This is a genomic window from Pseudarthrobacter sp. Y6 (assembly GCF_050156205.1).
Lineage (GTDB): Bacteria > Actinomycetota > Actinomycetes > Actinomycetales > Micrococcaceae > Arthrobacter.
Genome location: NZ_CP189574.1, coordinates 2,098,821 through 2,122,853, shown reverse-complemented (window position 1 = coordinate 2,122,853; position 24,033 = coordinate 2,098,821). Strand labels below are relative to the sequence as shown.

Here is a 24,033-nt window from a genome sequence, read left to right as displayed (position 1 = left end):
GCCGCGCTGACGGTTTCCCCGTCGCGGCGCCTCAAGGTTCTTTGCTGATCAGCAGTTCGTGCGCGCCTGCAGCAGCCGCGCCCATCGAGTCCACCACGGTGGCGGTCCTCAACCTGGTGGCGGCGTCGGCCTCGGGTGTTGCACAGACCCCCTGCGGCGCGTCCGTTGCCACCGAACACCAGCGGTACGGGTCGCGGACAATCACCGACGGAGCCCAGGCGAGGTCCGTCGCCGTCCACCTGCCGGCCGTGTCCTGGCTGAACTGTGCCCGCACGAGCAGGCCTTCGTTGTTCACGACGTACCAGGGCGACAGTTCCGTGACTCCATTGCCGAGCCCGTAGACGATCCAGGTGCCTTTGTAGTTTTCGATGGGCAGCACCGAGTGGGTGTGGTGGCCGTAGATCATGGTGAACTGGCCGCTGTCCACCAGGGCGTGGGCCGCCTCCTGCTGCTGGGCGTTGGCTTCGCTGGCATACTCGTCGCCGGCGTGCATGGCACCGAGTACGATGTCCGCGCCGAGGGCCCGTGCCTTGACGGCCTTGGCGATCATGGTGGGCGCGTCCAGCGTGTCGACCTGCCAGCGGTACTCAGGGTATTGGCCGTTGAGGCCGTAGGTTCCCTGGATGATGGCGATCTTGGCTGCCTTGGTCTGCAGGATCAGGATGCCCTGGGACTCGGTTTCGGTCCGGTAGGAACCGGTGTGCTTCAGCCCCGCGGCATCCAGTGCATCGAGTGTGCGCAGCACCCCGTCCGTGCTCCGGTCGATCGTATGGTTGCTCGCGGTGGTGCACGCCTGGTACCCCACCGCCTTGGACGCTGTGATGATCTGCGGCGGGACGTTGAACGACGGGTACGCGGCGAACGGGCCGTCGGGCCCGGCCACGGGGGTTTCCTGGTGGCAGATGGCGAGGTCGCTGGCTTGGATGTACTTGCGTTGGCCTTCGAGGAGCGGGGTGAAGTCCAGCCCTGGTTTGCCTGCCGCGGCGGCGTCGTCGCGGGCCTGTTGCCAGAGCTGGGTATGGACCAGCATGTCGCCGGTCACCAGGACGGACGTGCAGCGCAGCGTGGGACACGCCGGCCCCGCGCCGGTGGTGGGAGTGGGCGTCGGGGTGGGGGTCGCCGTCAGGCTTGGCTGCCCTGTCCCGGCACCGGTACTCGCGGCTGCACCGGAGGAAGGGACGGTCTGTTCGGCGATCAGGCCGCAGCCTGCCAGCACCGCCGCGGCCAGGATGCCGGCGGACACCGCAGCAGCGGAACGAACAGCAACAGCGCACACCGAAGCAGCGCCCAATCTTTTCCCCATAGGCGCCATTGTAGGTCTGGACGCCGCGCAAATTCCGCAAAGCCGCACGTTGAGAAGCACACGGCAGTATGAAAGGTTAGCGTGATGACGAATCCCCTCCTCAGCGCCAGCGCCCTGCCCTACGGGCTGCCGCTTTTTGCCCAGATCAGACCATCCGATTACGCCGATGCCGTCGGCGCTGGCCTGGCGGAGCATGTGGTGGAAATCCAGGCGATCGTGGACAACCCGGTGCCGGCGAACTTCGAGAATACGGCCCTGGCCATGGAGAAAGCCGGCCAACTGCTCCAGCGGGCGGCGGCCTCCTTCTTCACCCTTGTCTCAGCCGACGCAACAGACGAAATCCGTGACCTGGAAACCGCACTCTCACCCCGCGTTTCGGCCCATCAGGACGAGATCTACCTCAAGCGCGCACTGTTCGACCGGTTCGCGGCGATTGACACCTCCGGGCTTGACCCTGAGTCCGTCCGGCTCGTGGAGGAGTACGTGAAAGAGTTCCGCCAGTCCGGGATCCAGCTCGAAATGCCGGGCCAGGAAAGGCTGAGGGAAATCAACGCGGAGCTGTCCAAACTGGGCACGGAGTTTGGCCAGCGGGTCAAGGAGGCCATAAAATCGGCCGCACTGCTGCTGGACACAGCAGCAGAGCTGGCCGGCTTGCCGGCCGACGATGTCGCCAGCGCCGCTGAGGCGGCCCGCGCCGTTGGCCACGACGGAAAATTCCTGCTGACGCTGATCCAGCCCACCAACCAGCCCGCCCTGGCTGCCCTCGAAAACCGGGACGTGCGCCGGCGGCTATTTGAGGCCTCCATCGGCCGGGGCACTGACGGCGGCGGCCTGGACGTCCTGGAACTGGTCAGGTTGACGGCCGGCCTGCGCGCTGAAAAGGCAGCTCTTCTGGGTTTTGCCAACTATGCCGAACTCGTGGTGGACCGCCAGACGGCCCGCGACTTTGAGGCGGTCCAGTCCATGCTGAACAGGCTGTCCCCTGCCGCGGTACGCAATGCCGACGCCGAGGCTGCGGCCCTGACCGAGGCGGCAGGGCATCCGCTGGAGGCCTGGGACTGGGCGTACTACTCAGCCAAGGTGCGGCGCGAAAAGTACGCCGTGGACGAGCAGGCGCTCCGCCCCTACTTCGAGCTGGACCGCGTTCTCCGGGACGGCGTCTTCTTCGCCGCCACATCCCTCTACGGCATCACCTTCCACGAACGGAAGGACCTCGCAGGCTACCACCCGGACGTCCGCGTCTGGGAAGTCCGGGACCAGGACGGGAGCGGGCTGGGGTTGTTCCTGGGCGACTACTACACCCGCGAATCCAAGCGGGGCGGCGCCTGGATGAACTCGCTGGTGGAACAGTCGGTCCTGCTCGGCACCCGGCCAGTGGTGATCAATAACCTCAATATCTCCAAGCCGCCGGCAGGTGAGCCCACGCTCCTGACGCTGGACGAGCTGCGCACCACTTTCCACGAGTTCGGACACGCACTCCACGGCCTGTTGTCGAACGTGACCTATCCGCGGTTCGCCGGGACAGCTGTCCCCCGCGACTTTGTGGAATACCCGTCGCAGGTCAACGAGATGTGGATCCTGTGGCCGGAGGTGCTTGCACATTATGCCCGGCACCACGCCACCGGCGAACCGCTTCCGCAGCAGGTTGTGGACAAGCTGAACGACTCACGGCTCTGGGGCGAGGGCTTCGGGACCACGGAATACCTCGGCGCTGCGCTGCTGGATCTGGCCTGGCATGTGCTGGACGAAACCGAAATCCCCGACGACGTCCTGGCCTTTGAGGCGAAGTCCCTCGCGGCCGCGGGCGTGGCTCATGCCCTGATCCCGCCGCGCTACCGAACCGGCTATTTCCAGCACATCTTCGCGGGAGCCGGCTATGCGGCCGGCTATTATTCGTACATCTGGAGTGAGGTGCTGGATGCCGAAACCGTGGACTGGTTCACCGAGAACGGCGGCATAACGCGCGCCAACGGCGAACGCTTCCGCCAGGAGCTGCTCTCCCGCGGCAACAGCAGGGACCCGCTGGAATCCTTCCGCGCGCTCCGCGGCCGCGACGCCCGGCTGGAGCCCCTGCTGAAACGCCGCGGCCTGGAGTAAAACTCAGTTAACAGACGACGCCGGCTCCTCACCTAGAAAGGTGAGGGACCGCCGTAGTAAATCAGGAGCACCAAGCGAACGACGGGGGTGATCCGGCAGCGCGCGTAAAAGGGGCCCCGCGTCCAGGCTCGCCGCGAAGCGGCCTCAGCTGGACGCGGGGAATAGTGCGCAGAGGATCAGCTCCGTCCGGCGCCCCCTAAAGAGGAACTACCAGCCGCGCTCGGAGAGCCGGTGCGGCTGCGGGATCTCGTCCACGTTGATGCCCACCATGGCTTCGCCGAGGCCGCGGGAGGCTTTGGCGATGACGTCGGGGTCATCGAAGAACGTGGTGGCCTTGACCACGGCAGCGGCACGCTGGGCCGGGTTGCCGGACTTGAAGATGCCGGAGCCAACGAACACACCGTCAGCGCCGAGCTGCATCATCATCGCAGCGTCGGCCGGGGTGGCAATGCCGCCGGCGGTGAACAGCACCACGGGAAGCTTGCCGGCCGCGGCAACTTCCTTCACCAGTTCGTACGGGGCCTGAAGTTCCTTGGCCGCGACGTAGAGCTCGTCCTCGGGCAGGGCGGCAAGCTTGGCGATCTCGGCGCGGATCTGGCGCATGTGCCCGGTGGCATTGGAGACGTCGCCGGTGCCCGCTTCGCCCTTGGAACGGATCATGGCCGCGCCCTCGTTGATGCGGCGCAGCGCCTCACCAAGGTTCGTGGCGCCACAGACGAAGGGAACCTTGAAGTTCCTCTTGTCGATGTGGTGGACGTAGTCGGCCGGGGTCAGGACCTCGGACTCGTCAATATAGTCCACGCCCAACGACTGCAGGACCTGGGCCTCCACGAAGTGGCCGATCCGGGCCTTGGCCATGACCGGGACGGAGACGGCTTCGATGATCTTGTCGATCATGTCCGGATCGGACATGCGGGACACGCCGCCCTGGGCACGGATATCGGCCGGAACGCGTTCCAGAGCCATGACTGCAACGGCACCGGCGTCTTCGGCGATGCGGGCCTGTTCAACATTGACGACGTCCATGATGACGCCGCCCTTGAGCATCTCAGCCATGCCGCGCTTGACGCGGTTGCTGCCCGTGACGCTGTTCGCGGACGAACCGGCTTCGCTGCTTACATCAGGTGTAGACACAAAAACCCCTATGGGTAGATAGATGATCTTCGCCGGGCGTGAGGGCGGCATGAAGCCGAAAGTACACGCACCGGGTTGCCGGATCCATTGACCGGGCAGTCACAATACTAGTCCCACGGCAGGCGGCGGGCTTAATCAGCCTTAATCCGAAGCCGCGGACTCCGCGAAGGCCTGGCGATGGACGGTGGCTACGCGCTGGATGACCGTAATGAGGCTGGCCAGGGCCAGGAGTCCGAGCGTCACCAGAAGTACCACCGGGGGCAATCCCAGACCGGTAAATCCGGTGACCACCAGCACCGAAACCAGTCTCTCGGCGCGCTCGGCGATGCCCACGTTTGCTGTGAAGCCGAGGGATTCGGCCTTGGACCGCGCATACGAGACCACCATGCCCAGAACCAGGCACAGCATGGCTGCGACGGCGATGGCGTAATCGGCGCCCCCGGTGAAGAACCAGACAGCCACGCCCGCGAACAGTGCGCCATCAGCGATCCGGTCCAGCGTGGAGTCCAGGAAGTTTCCCCAACGGCCGCCGGTGTCCCGCAGCCGGGCCATAATGCCGTCGAGCACGTCAGAGAAGATGAATGCGGTAATGAACAGGGTCCCCCACCAGAGCTGGCCGAGGGGGTAGAAGACCAGCGCACCGCCCACCACGCCGGCGGTTCCGATGACCGTCACGGCATCAGGGGAAACACCGATTTTCAGGAGCCAACGCGCAAGCGGAGTGAACAGCGCGGTGAAAAACCCGCGCGCATGCCTATTCAGCATCCGTCTCCCCGGGCCAGGCCTCTGCAACCTGCTGGCGGACTTCATCCAGGGTCTGCGTGATGGCCTTGGTCTGGGCAATGATGGGGAAGAAGTTACCGTCCCCGCCCCAGCGCGGAACGATGTGCTGGTGCAGGTGCGCGGCGATTCCTGCCCCGCCCACCACGCCCTGGTTCATGCCAAGGTTGAACCCGCCCGGGTTAGCCACCTTGCGCAGGACCCGCATGGCTGTCTGGGTGATCTCCGAAAATTCCGCGGTCTCTTCCACCGTGAGGTCGGTGTAGTCCGGGACATGCCGGTACGGGCAGACCAGGAGGTGGCCCGGATTGTAGGGAAACAGGTTGAGGACCACGTAACAGGTCTTTCCCCGATAGACGATCAGGGCTTCCTCGTCAGTCCGGCCCGGACCCACGCAGAAGGGGCAGTCGTTCTCGTTCTTGAACTGGTGCTGGCCGCCCTTGATGTAGGCCATCCGGTGCGGAGTCCACAGGCGCTGGAACGCATCCGGCACGCCCGCGAGATCAAAGTCATCTGTCACGCCGGCATCCCCTGGATAGCCTGCGCCTGTGTTCTCCTGCACGGTGTCCTTATCCGTTTCCGCTAGCTGGTCCGGTTACGGACGGCTTCTGTGATCCGTTTGACGGCCTCGGCCACCGGCACGCCGTTGTCCTGGCTCCCGTCACGGAAGCGGAAGGACACCGCGCCGGCCTCGGCGTCGTCGCCGCCGGCGATCAGGACAAACGGGATCTTGTCCTTGCTGGCGGTGCGGATCTTCTTGGGGAACCTGTCCGAGGACGTATCCACCTCGGCGCGGATGCCAGCCGCCTTGAGCTGGTCAACGACGTCGAACATGTACTCGTTGAAGGTTTCGGCCACCGGGATGCCCACCACCTGGACAGGGGAAAGCCACGCGGGGAACGCGCCGGCGTAGTGCTCGGTGAGCACGCCCATGAACCGCTCGATGGAACCGAAGAGCGCGCGGTGGATCATCACGGGACGCTGGCGGGTGCCGTCGGCTGCCTGGAATTCCAGCTCGAAGCGTTCCGGGAGGTTGAAGTCCAGCTGGATGGTGGACATCTGCCAGGTGCGGCCCAGTGCGTCCTTGGTCTGGACGGAGATCTTCGGGCCGTAGAAGGCTGCTCCGCCCGGATCAGCGACCAGTTCCAGGCCGGATTCCTCGGCCACCTCGGCGAGGGTCCGGGTGGCTTCTTCCCAGGCGGCGTCCTCGCCGACGTACTTCTCCGGGTCCTTGGTGGACAGCTCCAGGTAGAAGTCGTTCAGGCCGTAGTCCTTCAGCAGGTCGAGCACGAACTTCAGGGTCTTGGTGAGTTCGTCCTTCATCTGCTCGCGGGTGCAGTAGATGTGGGCGTCGTCCTGTGTCATGCCACGGACCCGGGTCAGGCCGTGGACCACGCCGGACTTTTCGTACCGGTACACCGAACCGAATTCGAAGAGACGCAGGGGCAGTTCGCGGTAGGACCGTCCACGTGAGCGGAAGATCAGGTTGTGCATGGGGCAGTTCATCGGCTTCAGGTAGTAGTCCTGGCCGGGCTTGCGCACGGTGCCGTCCTCGTTGAGTTCCGCGTCCACGTGCATGGCCGGGAACATGCCTTCCTTGTACCAGTCCAGGTGGCCCGAGACTTCATACAGGTGGCCCTTGGTGATGTGGGGCGTGTAGACGAACTCGTAGCCGGCGTCGACGTGGCGCTGGCGGGAGTAGTCCTCCATCTCCTTGCGGATAATGCCGCCCTTGGGGTGGAACACCGGCAGGCCGGAGCCCAGCTCGTCGGGGAAGGAGAAAAGGTCAAGTTCGACGCCAAGCTTGCGGTGGTCGCGCCGCTCAGCCTCGGCGATGCGCTCCTGGTAGGCCTTGAGCGCGTCCTTGGTGGGCCAGGCGGTGCCGTAGATGCGCTGCAGCTGCTGGTTCTTCTGGTTGCCCAGCCAGTACGCGGAGGAGGACCGGGTCAGGGCGAAGGCGTTGGAGATGAGCTTGGTGTTGGGCAGGTGCGGGCCGCGGCAGAGGTCGCACCAGACCGTGGTGCCCTCTTTGCGCTCGACGTTGTCGTAGATGGTGATGTCGCCGGCGCCGACCTCGACGTTGACGCCCTCGCCGGCTTCGGCGGCGTTGTTCTTCTTACCCAGGAGTTCGAGCTTGTAGGGCTCGTTCTTCATGGCCTCGCGGGCCTCGTCCTCGCTGACCACGCGGCGGACGAACTTCTGGTTCTGGTTGACGATCTTGAGCATCATCTTCTCGAGGGTCTTGAGGTCCTCGGGGGTGAACGGTTCGGCGACGTCGAAGTCGAAGTAGAAGCCGTCGGTGATGTACGGGCCGATGCCCAGCTTGGCGTCCGGGCGCAGCTGCTGCACTGCCTGGGCCATGACGTGGGCGGTGGAGTGGCGGAGGACGTCCAGGCCGTCAGGGGAATCGATGGTGACGCCCTCGATCTCGGCGCCCTCGGGCAGTTCCTGGTCCAGGTCCTTCAGCTCGCCGTTGACGCGGGCAACAACAACATCGCGGCGCTCAAAGAAGAGTTCCGCACCGGTTGTCCCGGTAGTCACCTTGGTCTCTTCGCCATCGACGATGAGGGTGATCTGCTGGGCATCTGACACGGGTGTCTCCTATTCAAAGTTTTAGGCTTCATAGCTTGCGGCATACGGGGACCACAGCCAGCCATCGTCAATGCTATCGGTTTCCTGGGAGGCCGACCAACGGGACCCGCGGCCCCTCAGCCGCCCATTCCGGTAATCGCAAGGCTTCGGCTGATCCCGTCCAGGGGATGCGGCACATCGGTGCTCTCCACGCGGTCCGCCGCGAACGGCAAGGATTCCACCCGGCTCAGGTCCCAGGCCATGCTGGCGCTCAGGCTGATTCCCCGGGGACCTGTCCGACGGGTGGTGCCCCGGATCAGCAGCAGCCTGGTGCCGAACAGCAGCAGCCCCGCCTGTTCCTGGGCTTCATGGAAGAACACGGAGTCGACGCAGCCGGTGCCGTCGTCGATGCTGATGAACACCACCCGCCGGCCGCCGCGCATGGGCGGTGTCTGGGTGGCGATGCGCACTCCGGCCACCAGCACCTCGGTGTTGTTGCGCAGGCTCAACAGTTTGTCTGCAGTGGTGACCCCCAGCCGGTCCAGCATGGGCCGGTGGCTGTCCATCAGGTGCCCGCTGACATCTATGGCCATCAGGTCCAGTTCTGCCCGGACGTTTTCCACCAGGGTGGGCGCGGGAAGCCCGGGTTTGACGTTCCGCAGTTCCACATCCCCCAGCGGCAGGGACAGCTGCCCTTCCATGATGTCGATGCCCTTCCGGGTACCGCCCGCGGCCTGGAGCTGTTGCAGGTGCTGGACGAGGTCTGCACGGTTGGCGGTGCCGCCCGACTCCCGGTGCAGGGAGTCAAAGGCACCCAGCTGGGCGAGCCTTTTGATGCTTGGCTTGCTCAGCCTGGACCGTGCCCGGAGGTCAGCCAGGGAGTCGTAAGGCTGACCGGCGACAATCCGTTTGAGCTCGGTCCCGGACAGGCCGTAGATGCCGTTAAGGCTCAGCCTGATCGCCAGCTTGCCGGCATCCGGCCCGTCCGCGACCCGTTCCACCCGGTACTCGGCCTGGCTGCGGTTGATGTCCAGCGGCAGGATGGGGATGCCCAGCCTGCGGGCTTCGGCCACCAGCAGCCGCTTGGGGTACATACCGGGATCGTGTTCCCACAGCCCGGCGAGGAAAGCCTCGGGGTGGTGCGTCTTGAGCCAGGCGGACTGGTAGGTGGGAACGGCAAATGCCGCACCGTGCGCCTTGCAGAAGCCGAAGCTACCAAAGGCTTTCAGGGTCCCCCAGACCTTGTCCACCACTTCCGGGGTGTACCCCTTGATCCGGGCCTCCTTGCGGAAGAACTCTTCCACTTTCAGCTCGTGGACCTCGTTGCCGAGCGCCCGGCGGAACTCGTCTGCGCGCGCCAAGCCGCAGCCGGTCATCACGTTGAAGGTTTTCAGGATCTGTTCATGGAAGACAGTGACCCCATGCGTTTCCTGCAGCACGGGTTTCAGGTCAGGGTGCGGGTAGACCTCCGGCGCGAAGCCGTGCCTGTGCTCCAGGAAAGGCCGCACCATGTCCGATTTCATCGGGCCCGGCCGGAACAGCGAAATGTCGATGATGAGGTCATTGAACTCACGCGGCGCCAGCTTGCCGATCAGCTCACGCTGTCCGGGTGATTCGATCTGGAAACAGCCCAGGGTGTGGGTGCTGCGGATCAGTTCGTAGGTTGGTTCATCATCCAGCGGCACGGCGTTGAGGTCGATGTGGCCGTTCTCGGCGATGTAGTCCGGCCCGGTCCCGTCCGGACCTGCAGGGTGGGCCCCTGCCGCCACCACTTCCGCTTTGGACGGATGGATCCGGATGACTTCCCGGACGGCAAACGCCATGGCGCTCTGCATCCTGACCCCCAGGACATCAAGCTTGAGCATGCCCATGGGATCCATGTCGTGTTTATCGAACTGGCTCATGGGCAGCCCCAGTCCGCTGGGCTGCACAGGGGTCCGGTCAAGCAGCGTGGCATCGCCCAGGATCACCCCGCAGGGATGCATGGAAATATGGCGGGGCAGCCGGTCCAGCCGTTCGGTGAGGTCCACCAGCAGGTCAAGCTGCTGGTTTTCGGCGAAGTCCCGTTGTTCCACCCGCCCGGCGAACTCCCGCAGCTCAGGTTTCTCAACCAGTGCCTCACGGAATTTCCGGGCCGAAAAGCGCCACAACTGCTTGGCGATCTCACCGACGTCGTCATCGTCCATACCCAGGGCCATCCCGGCGTCGCGGACGGCACCGCGGGCGCGGTACCCGTTCTGCATGCTCATCAGCGTGACGCGCTCGGAACCGAAGCGGTCAAAGATCCGCCGGTACACGTTGTGCCGTTCGGCGCTTTCGACGTCGATGTCGATGTCCGGCAACGTGGCCCGGTCCCGGGACAGAAAGCGCTCGAAGATCAGGTCGTGTTGCAGGGGGTCCACCTGGCTGACATCAATCAGGTAGTTGACCAGGCTGGAAGCCCCGGAACCGCGGGCGGCTGCCCTGACCCCCATGTCCATGATCATCCTGGAGACCTCCGCGACAGTGAGGAAGTAGGAGGAAAACCCGAGGTTCCTGATGATCCCCAGCTCGTGCTCCAGCCGCGAGCGCATGTCCTTGCGGGCTGAGCCTGATATTCCGGGGAACCGCCTGCTGATCCCGGCCTCACACCGTTGCACCAGTTCCAGATGCGGGTCTTGGCTGATGCCAATGACCGATGCCTCGGGGACTACAGGCTGCTTCCATCCCATGTCAGTCACCGGGTCAATCCGGCAGAAGTCGGCGAGCGCCTCGGTCTGTGCCATCAGCTGTTTGAGGTCCGCTGTGCCATACCCTGCGGCGCGGATGATTTCCTTGCCCAACTGAAGCATCTGCGCTGATGATTTGAGCCAGGCTTGCCCGTTGGGCTGGAGCAGAGGTTCGGCCGCGAGTTCGGGGAGGGACTTCAGCGTCCGGGCGGAGTCGAGTACGTCCGCCGTGGCGGCACCGTCCTCTGCGCAGTAGCGGACCGCGTTGGTGAGCACGGCCGGCACGTGGTGTTCTTCCGCGAGTTTGAGCATACGTACTGCATGGGCGGTGCTCACGGGCGCTCCGGGGGCAGTGAGCTGGGAAACGACTTCCGCCACCAAGGTCCCTGGGGGCATGGCGTCCAGCCAGCGTTTGAAAAGGGTGCGCGGACGGAGGTAGCGCCGGCCGCCCATGGCCCGTCCGACGTCGGAATCCGGGCCGATCAGGACCGTCAGGACCGGTTTCAGGGTTTTTGGGTCAAGCGTGCGGGAGGCGAGTTCGGCGCGGGTGACCGCCACCGGCACCGCTCCCCCGGCTTTGCCGGAGGTGCGGGCATGGGCATCGGACACCAGCCGGCACAGGGCGCGGTAGCCTGCCCCGTTGTTGTGGCCACGGGCGAGCACCACCACCCTGCCGGCGAGCTGGGTGCGGTGGTCGCCGTCGTCGTCGAAAACCGCAAGGTCCACACCCACGACGGGGTCGATGCCGGCTTCCATGCAGGCTTTGAGGTGTTTGATGGTGCCGTAGAGGCCGTCCCGGTCCGTGCAGGCGAGCGCTGTTGCGCCGTCCGCGGCGGCAACCTGGGCCAGTTCATCGGGCCAGGCAACTCCATAGTGTGCGCTGAAGGCCGTGGAAACGTGAAGGTGGGAGAAGCTCATGCTGTTTGGGGCCGGAGTGCGTCGTGGATCCGCAGGAGCCTCCAGCGGCCGCTGCCGATATGCCTGCTCAGGTCCAGGGTGAGCGGCTCTCCTGCATCCCGAGGGCCGGCACTCCGCGGGTCCGCCCGGACCTGGATGCGCCAGATTTCGTGGTCCACGAGCCCCGGCCCGCTGCCGAGGGGTGCACGGCGTTCCTCGGCCCACCACTGCCGGCGTTCGTACCACCGGACAGGCTCGGCGCACACCGTGTAGTGCCGCCCGGCCCACTGGAGTTTCAGCGGCTGGCCGGTAGCGGTGCAGACGACGTCCACGGACTCGCTGAACATACCCATGGGCGCCTCCCGGAACTGAACGGAGCTGATGCAAAATGCTGATGCAAAAGCAAGGTATTCGAATACATGTTCGAATAAATTCAGTCTACGACGGAGCCCCGACAAAACCTAGACAGGGGTGGACGGACGGGCAGCAGGGAGGCAGGATTGTGGCATGAGCACCAATGACGCACTCCTCAAGCACGTAAGCATCAAGGCCCAGGACGAAAAGCTCGTGGCAACCTTTGATATCGACGGCAACATACCGGGGGCAGGTGCGTACGTAGTGGGACTGGTGGCGGCGAGCCCTGATTACTCATCGCAAAGACGCTTGGGCATTGAGTTCATGAACGGGGAGGCCATTGCCTTCTACTCGTTCAGCCATGACCAGAGCGCCGAGGAAAACTATGATCTTGGCGGCGTGACGCACTCGGGCAGCACCATCACCGGCAACTTCCCCGTCGCGGCCGTCCATGGCCTGGGCAAGGGCCACATTATGTCGGCCTTCAGCGAGGCTGACGGCCGGGAGTTCCAGTCGGGCGTCGCCGTCGACGAAGCGCTCTAGGAAACACCGAGGCAGCTGCTGCCGGAACCATGTCCGGCAGCACCCGGGGCGGCGTCAGCTGCTTTCTTTGTGGACCTTCATTTCGAGTTCGATGAACCCCGAGATCATGGCCCGGTAGGTTGATTCCACGATGTCCGGATCAATGTCCTTCTTTTCCGCGGCGGACCGGACATGCTCAATCACCCGTTCCACCCGGCCGGGGGCGCGGACTTCAGCGTCGTCCCCCTTCAGGGTTCCGGCGATCCGGATCAAGCGTTCACGCCGCGCAATGAGGGTGACAATCTGCTCGTCAACTTCGTCGACCGCAATCCGAACGGCAGCGAGCTGTTCCTTGTCGGCCAAAGCGTCCCTGTCGTTTCCTTGAATTGTTGCCATCTTCTGACAGTATCGAAGCATGCAGCCCCGAGTCGACTTCATCTCACTAGGCGTTCGCAGTGTTGACGCCTCCCGCCGGTTCTATGTGGAAGGCCTCGGCTGGCCTGTCCACCGGGAGTTTCCCGGAGATGTGGTGTTCATCCAGGTCAACCACGGCCTCATCCTTTCCCTGTGGGATGCCGCGCAGATGCACGCCGAGGCGGGGGTAGGCGCTCCCGGCCAGGTCCCCTGCATCACGCTCAGCCACAACCTGCCCAGCACCGAAGCGGTGGACCGGGTCATGGCGGAGGCGGCATCGGCCGGTGCCACCATCATCGCCGTGCCCGTCACACAGCCCTGGGGCGGGTATAGCGGCTATTTCGCCGATCCGGACGGCTTCCGCTGGGAGATTGCCTATAACCCCACTTGGACAGTGGACGACGACGGCAACGTCACCGTCTAGGGGCATGTCGCCCGGAGTGTCGGCTTAGAACAGCGCCTCCACCGGCCAGATGAGTTCCGGGGAGTTGTTGCGTACGTTGCCCACCTCGGTGCCGACGGAATCCACGTGCCACCCGGAAGCGGCGTCCTTCACGCCTGACCGGACGAGGTCCACCAGTCCCGCGGCGTCAACGGCGTGGGGGTCAAGCCACGCTGCCATCGTGGTCCGGTCCATGGGCAGTGGCACGCGGTCGTGCAGGGCAGTGAGCTTGCCGAAAATTGTGGACTCAGCACCAGGTGGCGGGGTGTCTGCCGTCAGGATGGACGTGGAGAGCATCCACCGACCGGGATCGCCCTCGGCCTTGGATGGATCCTTCCACCACTCATACAGGCCTGCGAACACCAGCCCGCTGCCTTTGCCCGGATGGACATAGTAGGGCTGCTTGGCTTTGCCGGTGCCCTGCTTCCATTCGTAGTACCCGTCGGCCGGGACAGCGCAGCGACGTGACTTCACGGCCTTGCGGAAGGCCGGCTTCTCCAGCACAGTCTCGCTCCGCGCGTTGATCATCTTGGGGCCGATACCCGGATCCTTCGCCCAGGACGGCACCAGGCCCCAGCGGGCCACATGCAGCTGCCGCACAGGGCCGTCGTCGATCAGCCGTTCAAGGACGATCGGCACATCGTCGGTTGGCGCCACGTTCCATGACGGGGGAAGGTGCACTTCCTCCTCCAGCTGGGCATCAAAGTCGGCCAGCAAATCGCCCACGGCCCGTGCCATCACATAGCGTCCACACATGGCTCCAGCATGCCATCAGCGTTATGTACTGTCATCCGGCACCGCATCCGCCGGGCCAGCTCAGGGAATAGCCCGCCCCGGGTTACCGTTGATGGGGACGAACCCCCTCAACGATTATCAGGAGAACTCCGTGGACTTTACCCCCGAGAACGGCACCATCACCATGTTTTCCACCACCTGGTGCGGCTACTGCAACCGGCTCAAGAAGCAGCTGGACGCGCAGGGCATCGGCTACACGGAAATCAACATCGAAGAGGTGGAGGGCACAGCCGACCTCGTGGAACAGCTCAACGGCGGCAACCGCACCGTCCCCACCGTGCTCTTCCCGGACGGCACCGCCGCCACCAACCCCTCCGCTGCCGAGGTAAAGAGCCGCCTCGCAGCCTGACCACGGCAGCTCATGTGGTAGACAGAACGGGACCAACATCCGTGTTGGTCCCGTTCTGTCTATCTGCATTGAGGGAGCCTTTCGTGGTCCATAAAGTCAAAGGTGTCGTAGCCCGTTCCAAGGGCGCCCCGGTCACTCTGGAGACCATCCTGGTCCCGGATCCGGGTCCGGGCGAGGCCCTGGTGGACATCCTCACCAGCGGCGTCTGCCACACCGACCTGCACTACAAACTGGGCGGCATCAGCGATGACTTCCCGTTCCTCCTGGGCCACGAAGCCACCGGAGTGGTCAGCGCCGTAGGCCCCGACGTCACGGACGTCGCCCCGGGTGACCGCGTGGTGCTCAACTGGCGGGCCGTCTGCGGCAACTGCCGCGCCTGCAACCGCGGCCAGGCACAGTACTGCTTCAACACCCACAACGCCACCCAGAAGATGACGCTCGAGGACGGCACCGAGCTGTCCGCCGCCCTGGGCATCGGCGCCTTCGTCGAAAAGACACTCGTAGCCGCCGGCCAGTGCACCAAAGTGGATCCCGACGCCGATGCTGCCGCCATCGGCCTGCTCGGCTGCGGCGTCATGGCCGGACTGGGCGCCGCCATCAACACCGGCGGCGTCAAGCGCGGTGACACCGTCGCCGTCATCGGCTGCGGCGGTGTAGGCGTGGCTGCCATCGCCGGCGCCGCGCTCGCCGGCGCAACCACCATCATCGCCGTCGACATCGACGCGAAAAAGCTGGACCGTGCCAAGGAACTCGGCGCCACCCACACTGTGGACTCCTCGGATTCCGACCCAGTGGAGAAAATCCGGGAACTCACCGGCGGCTTCGGCGCAGACGTGGTGATTGACGCCGTCGGCCGTCCCGAAACCTACAAGCAGGCGTTCTACGCCCGCGACCTCGCCGGCACTGTTGTCCTGGTGGGCGTGCCTACGCCGGAGATGACCCTGGAGCTGCCCCTCCTGGACATCTTCGGCCGCGGCGGATCGCTGAAGTCCTCCTGGTACGGTGACTGCCTGCCGTCCCGGGACTTCCCCATGCTGATCAGCCTCTACAAGCAGGGCAAGCTGGACCTGGATGCCTTCGTGACCGAGCGGATCACCATTGACCAGGTGGAGGAAGCGTTCGAGAAGATGCACTCCGGTTCGGTGCTGCGTTCGGTGGTGGAACTGTGAGCCTCCGGATCGAGCGTCTCGTCACGTCCGGGACATTCTCGCTCGATGGCGGCACCTGGGATGTGGACAACAACGTCTGGATCGTGGGCAACGATGAGGAATGCGTGGTGATCGATCCCGCGCACGACGCCAAGGCCGTTGCCGCCGCCGTCGGTGGCCGGAAACTCAAGGCGATCCTGCTGACCCACGGCCACGACGACCACATCCGGTCGGTAGGTGACTTCTGGGACCTCGTCCAGGCCCCGATCCACCTCCACCAGGACGACTGGATGCTGTGGCGCAGCGTCTACCCGGACGTTGAGCCCGACGTCGCCATCAAGCACGGCGACGTCATTGAGGTGGCGGGGGCCAGCCTGGCGGCCTTGCACACCCCCGGGCACTCGCCGGGCTCGGTGTCCTTCCACCTGGCTGACGGGCCCGACGGCGAGGGCTCGCTCTTCAGCGGCGACACCCTGTTCCAGGGCGGCCCCGGCGCCACGGGCCGGTCCTATAGCGACTTCCCCACCATCATCGAATCAATCCGGACGTGGCTGCTGCCGCTCCCGGCCGAAACGGTGGTCCGGACCGGCCACGGCGACAGCACCACCATCGGAGCCGAAGCCCCGCACCTGAACGAGTGGATCGCCCGGGGCCACTAAGGGCCCTGGCCGGCCCGGACAGCCCCGCCCCGCCAGCGCGGGTTACGCCTGCCGAGTATCCAAACCTGCATAGCTGCTGAAGTCGGCGTGCCGGAGGGCGGCGTGGCCCGCGTACGCGGCAATAATGGCGTCCTGGACATCCTGGACCGTGAGGCCAGGCACGAGATCGTTGGCCGCGCCGGCGGTGGCCGGGTCCCAGTCCAGGCCCAAGGCTGCATAGCTGTCCGTCAGGACGCTGCGGATGGGGGCGGAATTTTCCACCACGATCACGGAACTGAACAGCCACCCGCCGCTCACCACGCGCTGTGCTGTGCCGACGAGTTTGATCCGGCGCGCCGGGTCGGCAGGGTCGGTACCGTGAACGCTGAACTCCCCCGGGCAGTACTCCCCCGGAATTTCGCCAACTGCGGCCTGCACACCGACGTTCCGCAAGGACTGCGCCAGCAGCTCACCAAAGAAACTGAACCGGCCCTTGGAACCGGCAATGGCATCCGCATGGGGCATCACATGGTCCACCACCAGCGTGCCCTCGTGGTAGGCGGCGGCACGGCCGCCGGCCTTCCGCACCAGGGGTTCAAATCCGTGTTCGCGGCAGACCTGGGCGGCCGCGTCGAAGCCGGGCAAGCGGGTATCCCGCTGGCCGAAGGCAACAGTGGGTGCGGGCCGGTACAGCCGGAGCGTGGGGCCGATCCTTCCGGTCTTCGCCTGGGCCAGCAGTTCGAGGCCGAATTCCAGGTCACGTGCGGCGCCGAGGGAACGATCCTGCCGCACCACGGTGAGCGTCCGGAGTCCCGCTTCGGCGTCCTGCATGTTGCTAAGCTCCCTTATGGTCATATTGCATTTCCTTGTCGTCGCGGCTGCGTTCGCGGTCATCGACGCCGTCTGGCTCAAGCTCATGAACCCGTTCTACCGCAGCCACATCGGTGACCTGCTCGCAGACAAGCCACACTTAGGTTACGCCGTGGCTTTCTATGTCACGTACATAGCGGGGATTGTCTTCTTTGCGTTGCGGCCGGCGCTTGACGGCGGCAGCTGGCTGACCGCCGTCGGCTATGGGGCCGCCTTGGGCGCCTTTGCCTACGCGACGTACGACCTCACGAATGCCGCCACGCTCAAGACGTGGCCGCTGCAGCTAATTGTCGTGGACATCCTGTGGGGTGCCGCCCTGACGGGGCTGTCCACCCTCGCCGGGTGGCTGGTGTTCCGTTCCACGTGACAGAAGCGACCTGACACGAACGGACTATTACGTGCCGTCCCCCGCCGGGTGGCTAAACTCAGGAACTGGCTGCACCCCGACACTCCCTCAGGAGAGGCAATCCACTGATACGAGTCATTAGCTACAACCTCCGCAAGCACAAGGCCAGCGGGGAACTGGTCGCCCTGGCCCAGGACTTCGGCGTCGATGCCCTGTGTCTGCAGGAGTGTGACACCACTGACCTGCCGGACACGCTGGGTCAGCTGCAACTGGCCGATTCGACTAAAGGGAACCGGCTGGGGCTGGCCATCTACTACCGGCCTGACCGATTCACTTCGCACGGCACCAAAACCTTTGCGCTCAAGAAGTCTTTGCACGACATGGTCCTGGCACCCGCACATGAGCGCCTCATTGGCACGCGCGTGCGGGACAACGAAACCGATCACGAAGTCGTCATTGCCTCATTCCATGCCGCTCCGCTGACCGCCACCAACTCGCTGCGGCGCAACCAGATCCACGCTGCGCACAAGGAACTGCTGGGCATGGGGACGGGCCTGATGACCCTGATGGTGGGTGACTTCAACTACCCGTTCTTCACGAAGAACCTCAACGAACACATGAAGAATTCCGGTTACGAACTCTCTCTCAGCGACCGCAGGACGTACACCCGATACAAGGTTTTTAAGGGCCACTTCGACTTCGCCACATCCCTGGGCCTGAACATCGAGAACGTGGAAACGCTGCCCCGCGGCGCTTCCGACCATCTGCCCATCCTGGTAACAGCCGAATATGGCCAGGAATCGACGCCGGCCCAGGGACCGCCTCATCCCTGATTGCACGTGAGTTGGAGGCCTGAGTGCGGCACGACCGGATCAGCAAGGCGATACCGGGCGTTCGCGTGGCGCGAGGCTACAAACTGTTCTGGCTAAGGTCGGCTCTGGTGGCCGGGGCGGCGCTGAGTGCGGCCCTGACTCCGGCGGGAATGGCCTATACAGAGGCTGCTGGCCTCCCCGCGGCAGGACAGGAACCTGCCCACGCGGTGGCTTTGGCCGGCTTGCTGTCCATCCTGATCGGCGTTTTTCCTGATTGCCGCTGCATCCGTCGCTGCGGTCGCCGCCCTCAATCCGACCGCTGAACTGCCGGTGGTGGGCGCTTTGCCGTCGGGATTGCCGTCCCCGGCCCTGGGCGGCGTCAGCGTGGACGACGCTCTGGCGCTTATCGCGCCGGCCGCAGAAAATTGCGCCGATCGCCTTCGCAGACACTTCCACACTGTCCAAAAGCCTCGCAGGGAGCCGCGGGCAAAAGGTAAGCGGCGAACAGGAGATGGCAGCGCTGGGCGTCGCCAATGTTGCCAGTGGCATGCTCGGCGGCTTCCCGTGCGCGGGAGTTCATCGCGTGCTCGACGCCGGCGCGCGGACCCAGCTGAGCGGGGTGGTGGCTGCACTGCTGGTTCTTCCTTTATGGTGGCCACACCGCGGGTAACCGCCTTCCTGCCCACCGCCACGCTCGCCGCCGTGGTGATCGTGGCAGCGTCGTCGTTCATAGGTGTCCTGCAGGGAAATGCCCTGGCTATTGGCTTGTCCCTTTTGGCCTTTATCCTGCGTGCTGGCCAGCGTGTCTGGGATCCGTACCGCACCGAACTCGCGATGCCTTCTCGGCGACGCGGGGCCCCGACGGTCCCCCACGCATCATCGGGTCATTTCGGCGCTGGGTCCAATGCACCCTTTCTCGCCAGGAATGAAACGCTGGAAACCCCATATTTAGCCGTCGCTGCCTGTGCCCTGTCGGAGATAAATTCGTAGCTGTTTGCCCTGCTGGTCTCGATGGTGAAGCCGGCGCCAGCGATAGTCTCCTGGTAGCTGTCCGTTTGGGCAGCACCTCCAATGCAGGCGGCCCAGAGGTCGGTGTTGCAGACAATTTTCGCGGTGAGCGGTACGGCAGTGACAATGTCGGCGATTGCCAGACGCCCGCCAGGCCGCAGCACACGGGCCGCTTCCCGAAATACCGACGGCTTGTCCGGGGACAGGTTTATGACGCCGTTGGAGATGACGCAGTCAAAACTGCCGTCCGCAAACGGGAGGCCTTCGATGCGGCCCTTGGTAAAGGTGACATGCGGGTAGCCGCCGGCGTTCCGCAGTCGTTCAGCCTTGTCCAGCTGCTCTTCAGTCATATCAAGGCCAACGACGCGCCCCGTGGTGCCAACCATAGCGGCGGCGGAAAAGACGTCGGTCCCGGAGCCGGAACCGAGGTCCAGGACCTTCTCGCCGGGGATTAGATCCGCCAGGTCGAAGAAGTATCCAACGCCGGCAAACGATTCGAGGGCGCCAGCAGGAATGGTGTCCAGGAGCTGGGGCGGGTAGCCCAGCTGCTCGGCAAGCCCCCGCCCCATTTTGAAGTGGTAGCTGCCGGTGGGGTTCAGGGCCACCGCGCGGTAGACCTGCTTGACCTTTTCCTCGAGTTCGCGGCGGTCTACTTCAACCGTTTCCGTATCCATGGCCCGGCCTTCCGTCAGGCGATTTCGAGCGTGGTGTGTACCGGGACCGGATTGGCCAGGCAGTCGCGGACGGGCGAAGTGTCCTGGACGTAACGGCACAACGCCTGCAGCTGCTCCGGGGTCGCATTCGGGCTGGAGACCCGGGCTGTTGCGCGTATCGCGGTGAATCCCGGCCGCGGACCGTCCAGGCCCAAGAACGGACGGGCGTCCAGGTCGCCCTCCACCTGGAATTCCAGCGAGCGGATTTCAATGCCCTGGGCAGCCGCGTTTGCCGCGTAGCCCACGGAGTAGCAGAAGCCCAGCGCCTGCAGCAGGAGCTCGACGGCGTTGGGCCCGGCGTTGTTGCCGAGCAGCACGGGCGGCTCATCGCCTTCGAGGACGAAGCTGCCGGTCCGGCCGGTGTCGGGCTCGCCTGCATGCGTAAACCCGAGAATGTTGCCGGTGTTGTGCGTCCCATCAAGCCAGGTTGTGGTTGCCTTGAAGGTGAAACTCGCCAGAGCAGGATCCGATTGAATTGCCCCTATCGTCCCCACCAGCCGGTCTACGTCAATTCCATTTCGGATGGCGGCTACATCTCCCATCCCAATTCGCCTCTTTCCGATTTTTGGCGGATCCGGAGCGGGTCCTCACAGCTATAATCAAGCAATCACTTGACTACTTGAATTGCACACCTGGACGGGATAAATTGTCAAGTACTTACTTGAATAGGTGCGATGAGGGGAGGCTCCGGTGAGCAGCAGGAAAGCCAAGGACGCACTCTTTGACGCATTTTCCTCGGTGGCCAAGGTGCTTGGCAGCGGCCGGCGCGCCGAACTGGTGGACGTCCTTGCCCAGGGCGAACGCCCGGTGGACGAACTCGCTCAAGAGATCGGGCAGAGTGTAGCCAACACCTCACAGCACCTCCAGCACCTTCAGCGGTCAGGGCTGGTGCGCAGCAGGCGCCAGGGAACCCGGATCTACTACCGGCTTAGCGGATCATCGGTGGCCGAACTTTGGGCAGCCATCCGCAATGTGGCTGCAGAGCATGTGGCGGAACTCGATAAACTTGCCACGGCCTATCTTGGCGACCGTTCCGCCCTGGACACCCTGACGCAGGATGAACTCCGCGAGCGGATGTCCGCCGGCGATGTTGTGGTCCTCGATGTGCGGCCGGAACCGGAGTTCCAGTCCGGGCATATCGCAGGAGCGCTGTCCGTTCCGCTCAAGGACCTGGCGGCGAGACTGAGAAATCTCCCCGATGACCGCCAGGTTGTTGCCTATTGCCGGGGCCCTTACTGTGTGTTCGCAAACGAAGCCGTACAAATGCTCCGCCTGGAAGGGATCCCGGCCACACGCCTGGAAGGCGGCTACCCGGAGTGGGCTGCTGCCGGGCTCCCGGTGGAGGCGGCCCCGTGGCAGGAATAGCATCCGGCTGTGCGGGCGGAGAGGGTCGCTGTTCTGAGGTTAGCTCAGGCGCAGCGTCAGGATCTGCTCAGCACGGCCGAAGGGGCCCTGGAGATCGTGCAGGACGGTGGACGTGAGGCCAATCCCGTCGGTTCCGAACGAGACGGCGTTGTCCAGGCCCAGCCATTCGCCCTCGGGCCTGCGGTACATGTGGATCTGCAGGTCCAGGTTGGGGAAGGCATAGCTGTCTTTGCCCGGGGGGACCCTGGCCGCGATCCCGTTGGCTGTGTCAACGAGCCCCATCAGCCGGGCCAGGTCGCCGCTGTCGGCTTTATCCGTCAGGGGGTGCTGGGTGCGGAGCCAGACGATGCCCGCGCCGGGCCGGTGGCCCTCGGCCACGCGCATCTCCAGGGACCGGATGTATCCGCCTGGCCAGATGGCAGGGCCGTCGAGCGGTTTGCATTCATCCGGCGCCGGTATGGCAGTGTCCTCGACGGCGGCAACGGCGGCCGTGTCGCTGGTGATCATCCGCCACGCGGTGGCGCGGATGGCCACCCGGCCGTTGGCAACCAGTTCTGCCTGCAGGAGCTCGATGGTCCGGCCCGGACGGACGGTGGTGGTTTCGATGTGGAAGCCGCCACCGGGGATCAGGCCCAGGATCTCGTAGCTCAGCCGGGCCATGCGCATGTCGTCGCGGGGTTCGTGGCGCTCCAGGCTGTCCGCCATCAGGCCGGAGGCCGGCGCCATGTGCTGTTCGTGCTCGTTCCAGGCCCCTTGGGCGTGGATGGTGGAGCGGAATTGGCCGCCGCCCTGCGCCTGGTAGTAGAAATCGCCATCGGCCAGTTCCGGGAGTGCAGCAGTCAACATTGACCCTTTCGCTTGTTCTTGTGGGACTCAGCCCACCTTATCCGCTGTGCCCGCCTCCGCCTGCTCAGCAGTGCTCCCCCGCGACCGGCGCCGCCGTCGTACCAGCAGCCACGCGATGAGTCCGGCCGCCGCGGCGGCCAGCACAACAATCCCCCACGGGGAGCCGGCCGCCCAAGCCAGCCACGCTTCCACGGCGGCGAGCCCGATGGTGGCGTAGATCAGTGCCCAGAGGATGGATCCGGCGACGGCGGCGGGAAGGTAGCGCCGCAACGGCATCTTCGCAGCACCGGCGGCGAGGTTGACGGCGGTCTGCAGGCCGATGGTCAGGAACGAAAGCGTCACGGCGAACGGTCCCCACCGGCGGACCAGCTCTTTCGCCTGGACGGCACGCCGGCCGTTCCAGGACGACGCGAACCGCGTGTGTTCCACGCCTGCTGCCGCTCCCCGGCCGATCCAGTACGTTGCATTGACGCGCAGCATAACAATGGCGAACAGGCTGGCCGCCGCCACGCCGAAAGGCAGATCCAGGAACTGGTCCATGGGTCACGCCGCAGGCTGCGGACGGGCCCCGACGGCGGACTGCAGGTCCGCGAAGATGTCGCCGTTGAGCCGGAAGGCGTGGGCGGCGTGGGCGAGCACCGCCTCGGTCCGGTCCGTGTCCAGCGCCAGGGCGTCCAGCCGGAGCCGGTAGCCGTCCTTGTACTGCTTCATTTTCCCGATGCCGGGAAAGAGGTAGAAGTTCAGTCCGTCGTCCGGGATTCCGTAGTGCCGCTGGACCAGGCGGTGGATGATCTGCCCGCCTGACAGGTCCCCGAGCAGCCGGACGTAGTGGTTGGCGAGCATGAACTCGGCACTGTGGTGTTCGCGGATCAGGGTGGCGTAAGCCGTGGTGGCGGGGACGGTGACAATCCGGCCGTCCGCCAGCCGGGCCCGCCAGCCGGCACCGTAGTGGAACACCATGTCCGCCTCGAGGGCAGCCGTCCGTTCCAGGGCGGGGTCCAGGAACCCTGCCAGCAGCGGATCGGAACCGTACTCGGGCCGCGCCACCGACTCCATGGCACCGTACACCGTGTACAGCTGGGTAGTGAGGGCAGCGACGACGGTTGCGTCCAGCCGGCCCTCGAGCAGGTCACCCATAAACGGGGACGACTCGGCCTCTTCGTGGGCCGCACTGGTGGACTGTTTGAGCAACACGGAGAGCGGTGCGGTCATGTTCTTCCTCACGCGCAGCAGGGGTCGGAACACCATCATGGCGCACCGCACTTAGGTAAGACTAACCTAATAGACTGACGGTCTGTCGGCAAAATTCAGTAGGCGGCAGGGCCGCAGGGTTCGACATCGCAGTACCGTGGCTCGTCAACGCTGCGCGGGTGCGGCCGCTAGGGTTTCACCATGTTGTTTGAGACGGACAGATTGATGGCGCGCCATTTTGAAAACGCAGATCTTGACGGCTTCGCAGCACTTTGCGGGGACGCCGAGGTCATGCGGCTTGTCGGCGACGGTAAAACGCTGGGGCGTACGGAAGTCGCTCACTGGATAGACGTATGTCAGGAAAAGTACGCGACACGTGGATATGGCACGTCAGCCATTTTCGAGCGGTCCACGGGCGCCTTTGTAGGCTACTGCGGCGTCGTAAGGGCTCCGGACCAGGACTTTGATGAATTGGTTTATGTCTTCCACCAGAAGTCCTGGGATAAAGGCTACGCAACCGAAATCGGGCGGGAAATGCTCGCCTACGTCTTCAAAATCTCCACGCTCCATGAAATTTCCGCGACGATCGACTCAAGTAACCAACTGTCCATGCAGGTAGCAGCCAAACTCGGAATGATGGAAACATCTTCTTCCGACAACACAGTGAGCCACTGGATTATTCAACGCCCTGGACCCAACAACGCGGCCGGAAAGTGACTAGCGGAACATC

Annotated in this window: 26 protein-coding genes; 11 read left to right on the top strand and 15 right to left on the bottom strand. The window is 64.8% G+C overall.

Translation table 11 applies throughout. The annotated features are described in order from the left end of the window. Positions 1-31: 31 nt before the first annotated feature. Complete coding sequence (locus ACQCSW_RS10215) at positions 32-1,303, bottom strand: CapA family protein (protein WP_426985579.1); 1,272 nt, start codon at positions 1,301-1,303, stop codon at positions 32-34. Between the two features lie 84 nt (positions 1,304-1,387). Between ACQCSW_RS10215 and ACQCSW_RS10210 the strand changes: the two genes are divergently transcribed. Beyond that, positions 1,388-3,400 carry a M3 family metallopeptidase gene (locus ACQCSW_RS10210; protein WP_426985577.1) on the top strand — a complete coding sequence of 671 codons (2,013 nt, stop codon included), beginning with the start codon at positions 1,388-1,390 and terminating at the stop codon, positions 3,398-3,400. Positions 3,401-3,607: 207 nt separating this feature from the next. On the opposite strand, the gene pdxS is transcribed toward ACQCSW_RS10210, so the two are convergent. From pdxS to ACQCSW_RS10180, 6 genes are all read right to left on the bottom strand, one after another. Continuing rightward, entirely contained in the window at positions 3,608-4,534 is a 927-nt protein-coding gene (gene pdxS / locus ACQCSW_RS10205) for a pyridoxal 5'-phosphate synthase lyase subunit PdxS (RefSeq protein ID WP_354250179.1), read from the bottom strand. Between the two features lie 141 nt (positions 4,535-4,675). Next, positions 4,676-5,299 carry a phosphatidylinositol phosphate synthase gene (gene pgsA / locus ACQCSW_RS10200; protein WP_426985574.1) on the bottom strand — a complete coding sequence of 208 codons (624 nt, stop codon included), beginning with the start codon at positions 5,297-5,299 and terminating at the stop codon, positions 4,676-4,678. Further along, entirely contained in the window at positions 5,289-5,876 is a 588-nt protein-coding gene (locus ACQCSW_RS10195) for an HIT family protein (protein WP_426985572.1), read from the bottom strand. Before ACQCSW_RS10195 ends, pgsA begins: the two co-directional genes overlap by 11 nt. A gap of 20 nt (positions 5,877-5,896) precedes the next feature. Beyond that, on the bottom strand, positions 5,897-7,906 hold the full coding sequence (gene thrS, locus ACQCSW_RS10190) for a threonine--tRNA ligase (RefSeq protein WP_252563517.1): 2,010 nt from the start codon (positions 7,904-7,906) through the stop codon (positions 5,897-5,899). Between the two features lie 116 nt (positions 7,907-8,022). Then, on the bottom strand, positions 8,023-11,511 hold the full coding sequence (locus tag ACQCSW_RS10185; RefSeq protein ID WP_426985570.1) for a DNA polymerase III subunit alpha: 3,489 nt from the start codon (positions 11,509-11,511) through the stop codon (positions 8,023-8,025). Further along, entirely contained in the window at positions 11,508-11,843 is a 336-nt protein-coding gene (locus ACQCSW_RS10180) for a DUF6504 family protein (protein WP_354250174.1), read from the bottom strand. Before ACQCSW_RS10180 ends, ACQCSW_RS10185 begins: the two co-directional genes overlap by 4 nt. A 154-nt stretch (positions 11,844-11,997) precedes the next feature. Here ACQCSW_RS10180 and ACQCSW_RS10175 point away from each other — a divergent pair, with 154 nt between their 5' ends. Beyond that, on the top strand, positions 11,998-12,387 hold the full coding sequence (locus tag ACQCSW_RS10175; RefSeq protein ID WP_056340376.1) for a hypothetical protein: 390 nt from the start codon (positions 11,998-12,000) through the stop codon (positions 12,385-12,387). A 54-nt stretch (positions 12,388-12,441) separates the two neighbouring features. Here ACQCSW_RS10175 and ACQCSW_RS10170 read toward each other — a convergent pair whose 3' ends face one another. Then, complete coding sequence (locus tag ACQCSW_RS10170) at positions 12,442-12,762, bottom strand: chorismate mutase (RefSeq protein ID WP_111907724.1); 321 nt, start codon at positions 12,760-12,762, stop codon at positions 12,442-12,444. A 19-nt stretch (positions 12,763-12,781) separates the two neighbouring features. On the opposite strand from ACQCSW_RS10170, the gene ACQCSW_RS10165 reads away from it, so the two are divergent. After that, positions 12,782-13,204: a VOC family protein gene (locus ACQCSW_RS10165; protein WP_426985567.1), complete on the top strand. Its 423-nt coding sequence runs from the start codon at positions 12,782-12,784 to the stop codon at positions 13,202-13,204. Between the two features lie 24 nt (positions 13,205-13,228). Here ACQCSW_RS10165 and ACQCSW_RS10160 read toward each other — a convergent pair whose 3' ends face one another. Continuing rightward, positions 13,229-13,960: an SOS response-associated peptidase gene (locus tag ACQCSW_RS10160; protein WP_426990667.1), complete on the bottom strand. Its 732-nt coding sequence runs from the start codon at positions 13,958-13,960 to the stop codon at positions 13,229-13,231. A gap of 148 nt (positions 13,961-14,108) precedes the next feature. Here ACQCSW_RS10160 and ACQCSW_RS10155 point away from each other — a divergent pair, with 148 nt between their 5' ends. The 3 genes from ACQCSW_RS10155 (at position 14,109) to ACQCSW_RS10145 (ending at position 16,173) form a co-directional block, all read left to right on the top strand. Continuing rightward, complete coding sequence (locus ACQCSW_RS10155; RefSeq protein WP_111907727.1) at positions 14,109-14,366, top strand: mycoredoxin; 258 nt, start codon at positions 14,109-14,111, stop codon at positions 14,364-14,366. Positions 14,367-14,449: 83 nt separating this feature from the next. Then, positions 14,450-15,535, top strand: coding sequence for an S-(hydroxymethyl)mycothiol dehydrogenase (locus ACQCSW_RS10150; RefSeq protein WP_111907728.1), 1,086 nt, complete (start codon positions 14,450-14,452; stop codon positions 15,533-15,535). Next, positions 15,532-16,173 (top strand): MBL fold metallo-hydrolase, encoded by a 642-nt coding sequence (locus ACQCSW_RS10145; RefSeq protein WP_426985564.1) that lies wholly within the window; start codon positions 15,532-15,534, stop codon positions 16,171-16,173. The genes ACQCSW_RS10150 and ACQCSW_RS10145 overlap by 4 nt, the downstream gene beginning before the upstream one ends. 42 nt (positions 16,174-16,215) lie before the next feature. Here the strand turns inward: ACQCSW_RS10145 and ACQCSW_RS10140 are convergent, their stop codons facing one another. Then, on the bottom strand, positions 16,216-16,983 hold the full coding sequence (locus ACQCSW_RS10140; RefSeq protein WP_426990666.1) for a lipoate--protein ligase family protein: 768 nt from the start codon (positions 16,981-16,983) through the stop codon (positions 16,216-16,218). A gap of 16 nt (positions 16,984-16,999) precedes the next feature. Here ACQCSW_RS10140 and ACQCSW_RS10135 point away from each other — a divergent pair, with 16 nt between their 5' ends. The 3 genes from ACQCSW_RS10135 to ACQCSW_RS10125 all read left to right on the top strand — a co-directional run bounded on the left by ACQCSW_RS10135 (position 17,000) and on the right by ACQCSW_RS10125 (position 18,850). Continuing rightward, positions 17,000-17,389: a DUF2177 family protein gene (locus ACQCSW_RS10135; RefSeq protein ID WP_426985562.1), complete on the top strand. Its 390-nt coding sequence runs from the start codon at positions 17,000-17,002 to the stop codon at positions 17,387-17,389. A gap of 107 nt (positions 17,390-17,496) precedes the next feature. After that, positions 17,497-18,201, top strand: coding sequence for an endonuclease/exonuclease/phosphatase family protein (locus ACQCSW_RS10130; RefSeq protein WP_426990665.1), 705 nt, complete (start codon positions 17,497-17,499; stop codon positions 18,199-18,201). A 253-nt stretch (positions 18,202-18,454) separates the two neighbouring features. After that, positions 18,455-18,850, top strand: a complete 396-nt coding sequence (locus tag ACQCSW_RS10125) for a SulP family inorganic anion transporter (protein WP_426985560.1) — start codon at positions 18,455-18,457, stop codon at positions 18,848-18,850. A 214-nt stretch (positions 18,851-19,064) separates the two neighbouring features. On the opposite strand, the gene ACQCSW_RS10120 is transcribed toward ACQCSW_RS10125, so the two are convergent. Both ACQCSW_RS10120 and ACQCSW_RS10115 read right to left on the bottom strand, forming a co-directional pair. Continuing rightward, entirely contained in the window at positions 19,065-19,862 is a 798-nt protein-coding gene (locus tag ACQCSW_RS10120) for a methyltransferase domain-containing protein (RefSeq protein ID WP_426985558.1), read from the bottom strand. 14 nt (positions 19,863-19,876) lie between these two features. Beyond that, a complete protein-coding gene (locus ACQCSW_RS10115; protein ID WP_426985556.1) occupies positions 19,877-20,443 on the bottom strand; it encodes an OsmC family protein in 567 nt (188 codons plus the stop codon). Positions 20,444-20,591: 148 nt separating this feature from the next. Between ACQCSW_RS10115 and ACQCSW_RS10110 the strand changes: the two genes are divergently transcribed. Next, a complete protein-coding gene (locus tag ACQCSW_RS10110) occupies positions 20,592-21,266 on the top strand; it encodes an ArsR/SmtB family transcription factor (protein WP_426985554.1) in 675 nt (224 codons plus the stop codon). A 39-nt stretch (positions 21,267-21,305) separates the two neighbouring features. Here the strand turns inward: ACQCSW_RS10110 and ACQCSW_RS10105 are convergent, their stop codons facing one another. Genes ACQCSW_RS10105 through ACQCSW_RS10095 form a run of 3 tightly spaced genes read right to left on the bottom strand, consistent with a single transcriptional unit; the run spans position 21,306 to position 23,324 of the window. Beyond that, positions 21,306-22,109 (bottom strand): thioesterase family protein, encoded by an 804-nt coding sequence (locus tag ACQCSW_RS10105; protein WP_426990664.1) that lies wholly within the window; start codon positions 22,107-22,109, stop codon positions 21,306-21,308. Between the two features lie 30 nt (positions 22,110-22,139). Further along, a complete protein-coding gene (locus tag ACQCSW_RS10100) occupies positions 22,140-22,652 on the bottom strand; it encodes a DedA family protein (protein ID WP_426985552.1) in 513 nt (170 codons plus the stop codon). 3 nt (positions 22,653-22,655) lie between these two features. After that, a complete protein-coding gene (locus ACQCSW_RS10095; protein ID WP_426985550.1) occupies positions 22,656-23,324 on the bottom strand; it encodes a heme oxygenase (biliverdin-producing) in 669 nt (222 codons plus the stop codon). Positions 23,325-23,504: 180 nt separating this feature from the next. On the opposite strand from ACQCSW_RS10095, the gene ACQCSW_RS10090 reads away from it, so the two are divergent. Beyond that, complete coding sequence (locus ACQCSW_RS10090; protein WP_426985548.1) at positions 23,505-24,020, top strand: GNAT family N-acetyltransferase; 516 nt, start codon at positions 23,505-23,507, stop codon at positions 24,018-24,020. Positions 24,021-24,033: the final 13 nt, after the last annotated feature.

Bases quoted from the DNA above. Each gene is read 5' to 3' on its own strand.
- ACQCSW_RS10100 (WP_426985552.1), bottom strand. From the start codon at position 22,652: ATGGACCAGTTCCTGGATCTGCCTTTCGGCGTGGCGGCGGCCAGCCTG.
- ACQCSW_RS10180 (WP_354250174.1), bottom strand. From the start codon at position 11,843: ATGGGTATGTTCAGCGAGTCCGTGGACGTCGTCTGCACCGCTACCGGC.
- ACQCSW_RS10160 (WP_426990667.1), bottom strand. From the start codon at position 13,960: ATGGCACGGGCCGTGGGCGATTTGCTGGCCGACTTTGATGCCCAGCTG.
- ACQCSW_RS10115 (WP_426985556.1), bottom strand. From the start codon at position 20,443: ATGGGAGATGTAGCCGCCATCCGAAATGGAATTGACGTAGACCGGCTG.
- ACQCSW_RS10210 (WP_426985577.1), top strand. From the start codon at position 1,388: ATGACGAATCCCCTCCTCAGCGCCAGCGCCCTGCCCTACGGGCTGCCG.
- ACQCSW_RS10185 (WP_426985570.1), bottom strand. From the start codon at position 11,511: ATGAGCTTCTCCCACCTTCACGTTTCCACGGCCTTCAGCGCACACTAT.
- ACQCSW_RS10165 (WP_426985567.1), top strand. From the start codon at position 12,782: ATGCAGCCCCGAGTCGACTTCATCTCACTAGGCGTTCGCAGTGTTGAC.
- ACQCSW_RS10095 (WP_426985550.1), bottom strand. From the start codon at position 23,324: ATGACCGCACCGCTCTCCGTGTTGCTCAAACAGTCCACCAGTGCGGCC.
- ACQCSW_RS10175 (WP_056340376.1), top strand. From the start codon at position 11,998: ATGAGCACCAATGACGCACTCCTCAAGCACGTAAGCATCAAGGCCCAG.
- ACQCSW_RS10170 (WP_111907724.1), bottom strand. From the start codon at position 12,762: ATGGCAACAATTCAAGGAAACGACAGGGACGCTTTGGCCGACAAGGAA.
- ACQCSW_RS10135 (WP_426985562.1), top strand. From the start codon at position 17,000: ATGGTCATATTGCATTTCCTTGTCGTCGCGGCTGCGTTCGCGGTCATC.
- ACQCSW_RS10215 (WP_426985579.1), bottom strand. From the start codon at position 1,303: ATGGGGAAAAGATTGGGCGCTGCTTCGGTGTGCGCTGTTGCTGTTCGT.
- ACQCSW_RS10120 (WP_426985558.1), bottom strand. From the start codon at position 19,862: ATGGATACGGAAACGGTTGAAGTAGACCGCCGCGAACTCGAGGAAAAG.
- ACQCSW_RS10090 (WP_426985548.1), top strand. From the start codon at position 23,505: ATGTTGTTTGAGACGGACAGATTGATGGCGCGCCATTTTGAAAACGCA.
- ACQCSW_RS10140 (WP_426990666.1), bottom strand. From the start codon at position 16,983: ATGCAGGACGCCGAAGCGGGACTCCGGACGCTCACCGTGGTGCGGCAG.
- pgsA (WP_426985574.1), bottom strand. From the start codon at position 5,299: ATGCTGAATAGGCATGCGCGCGGGTTTTTCACCGCGCTGTTCACTCCG.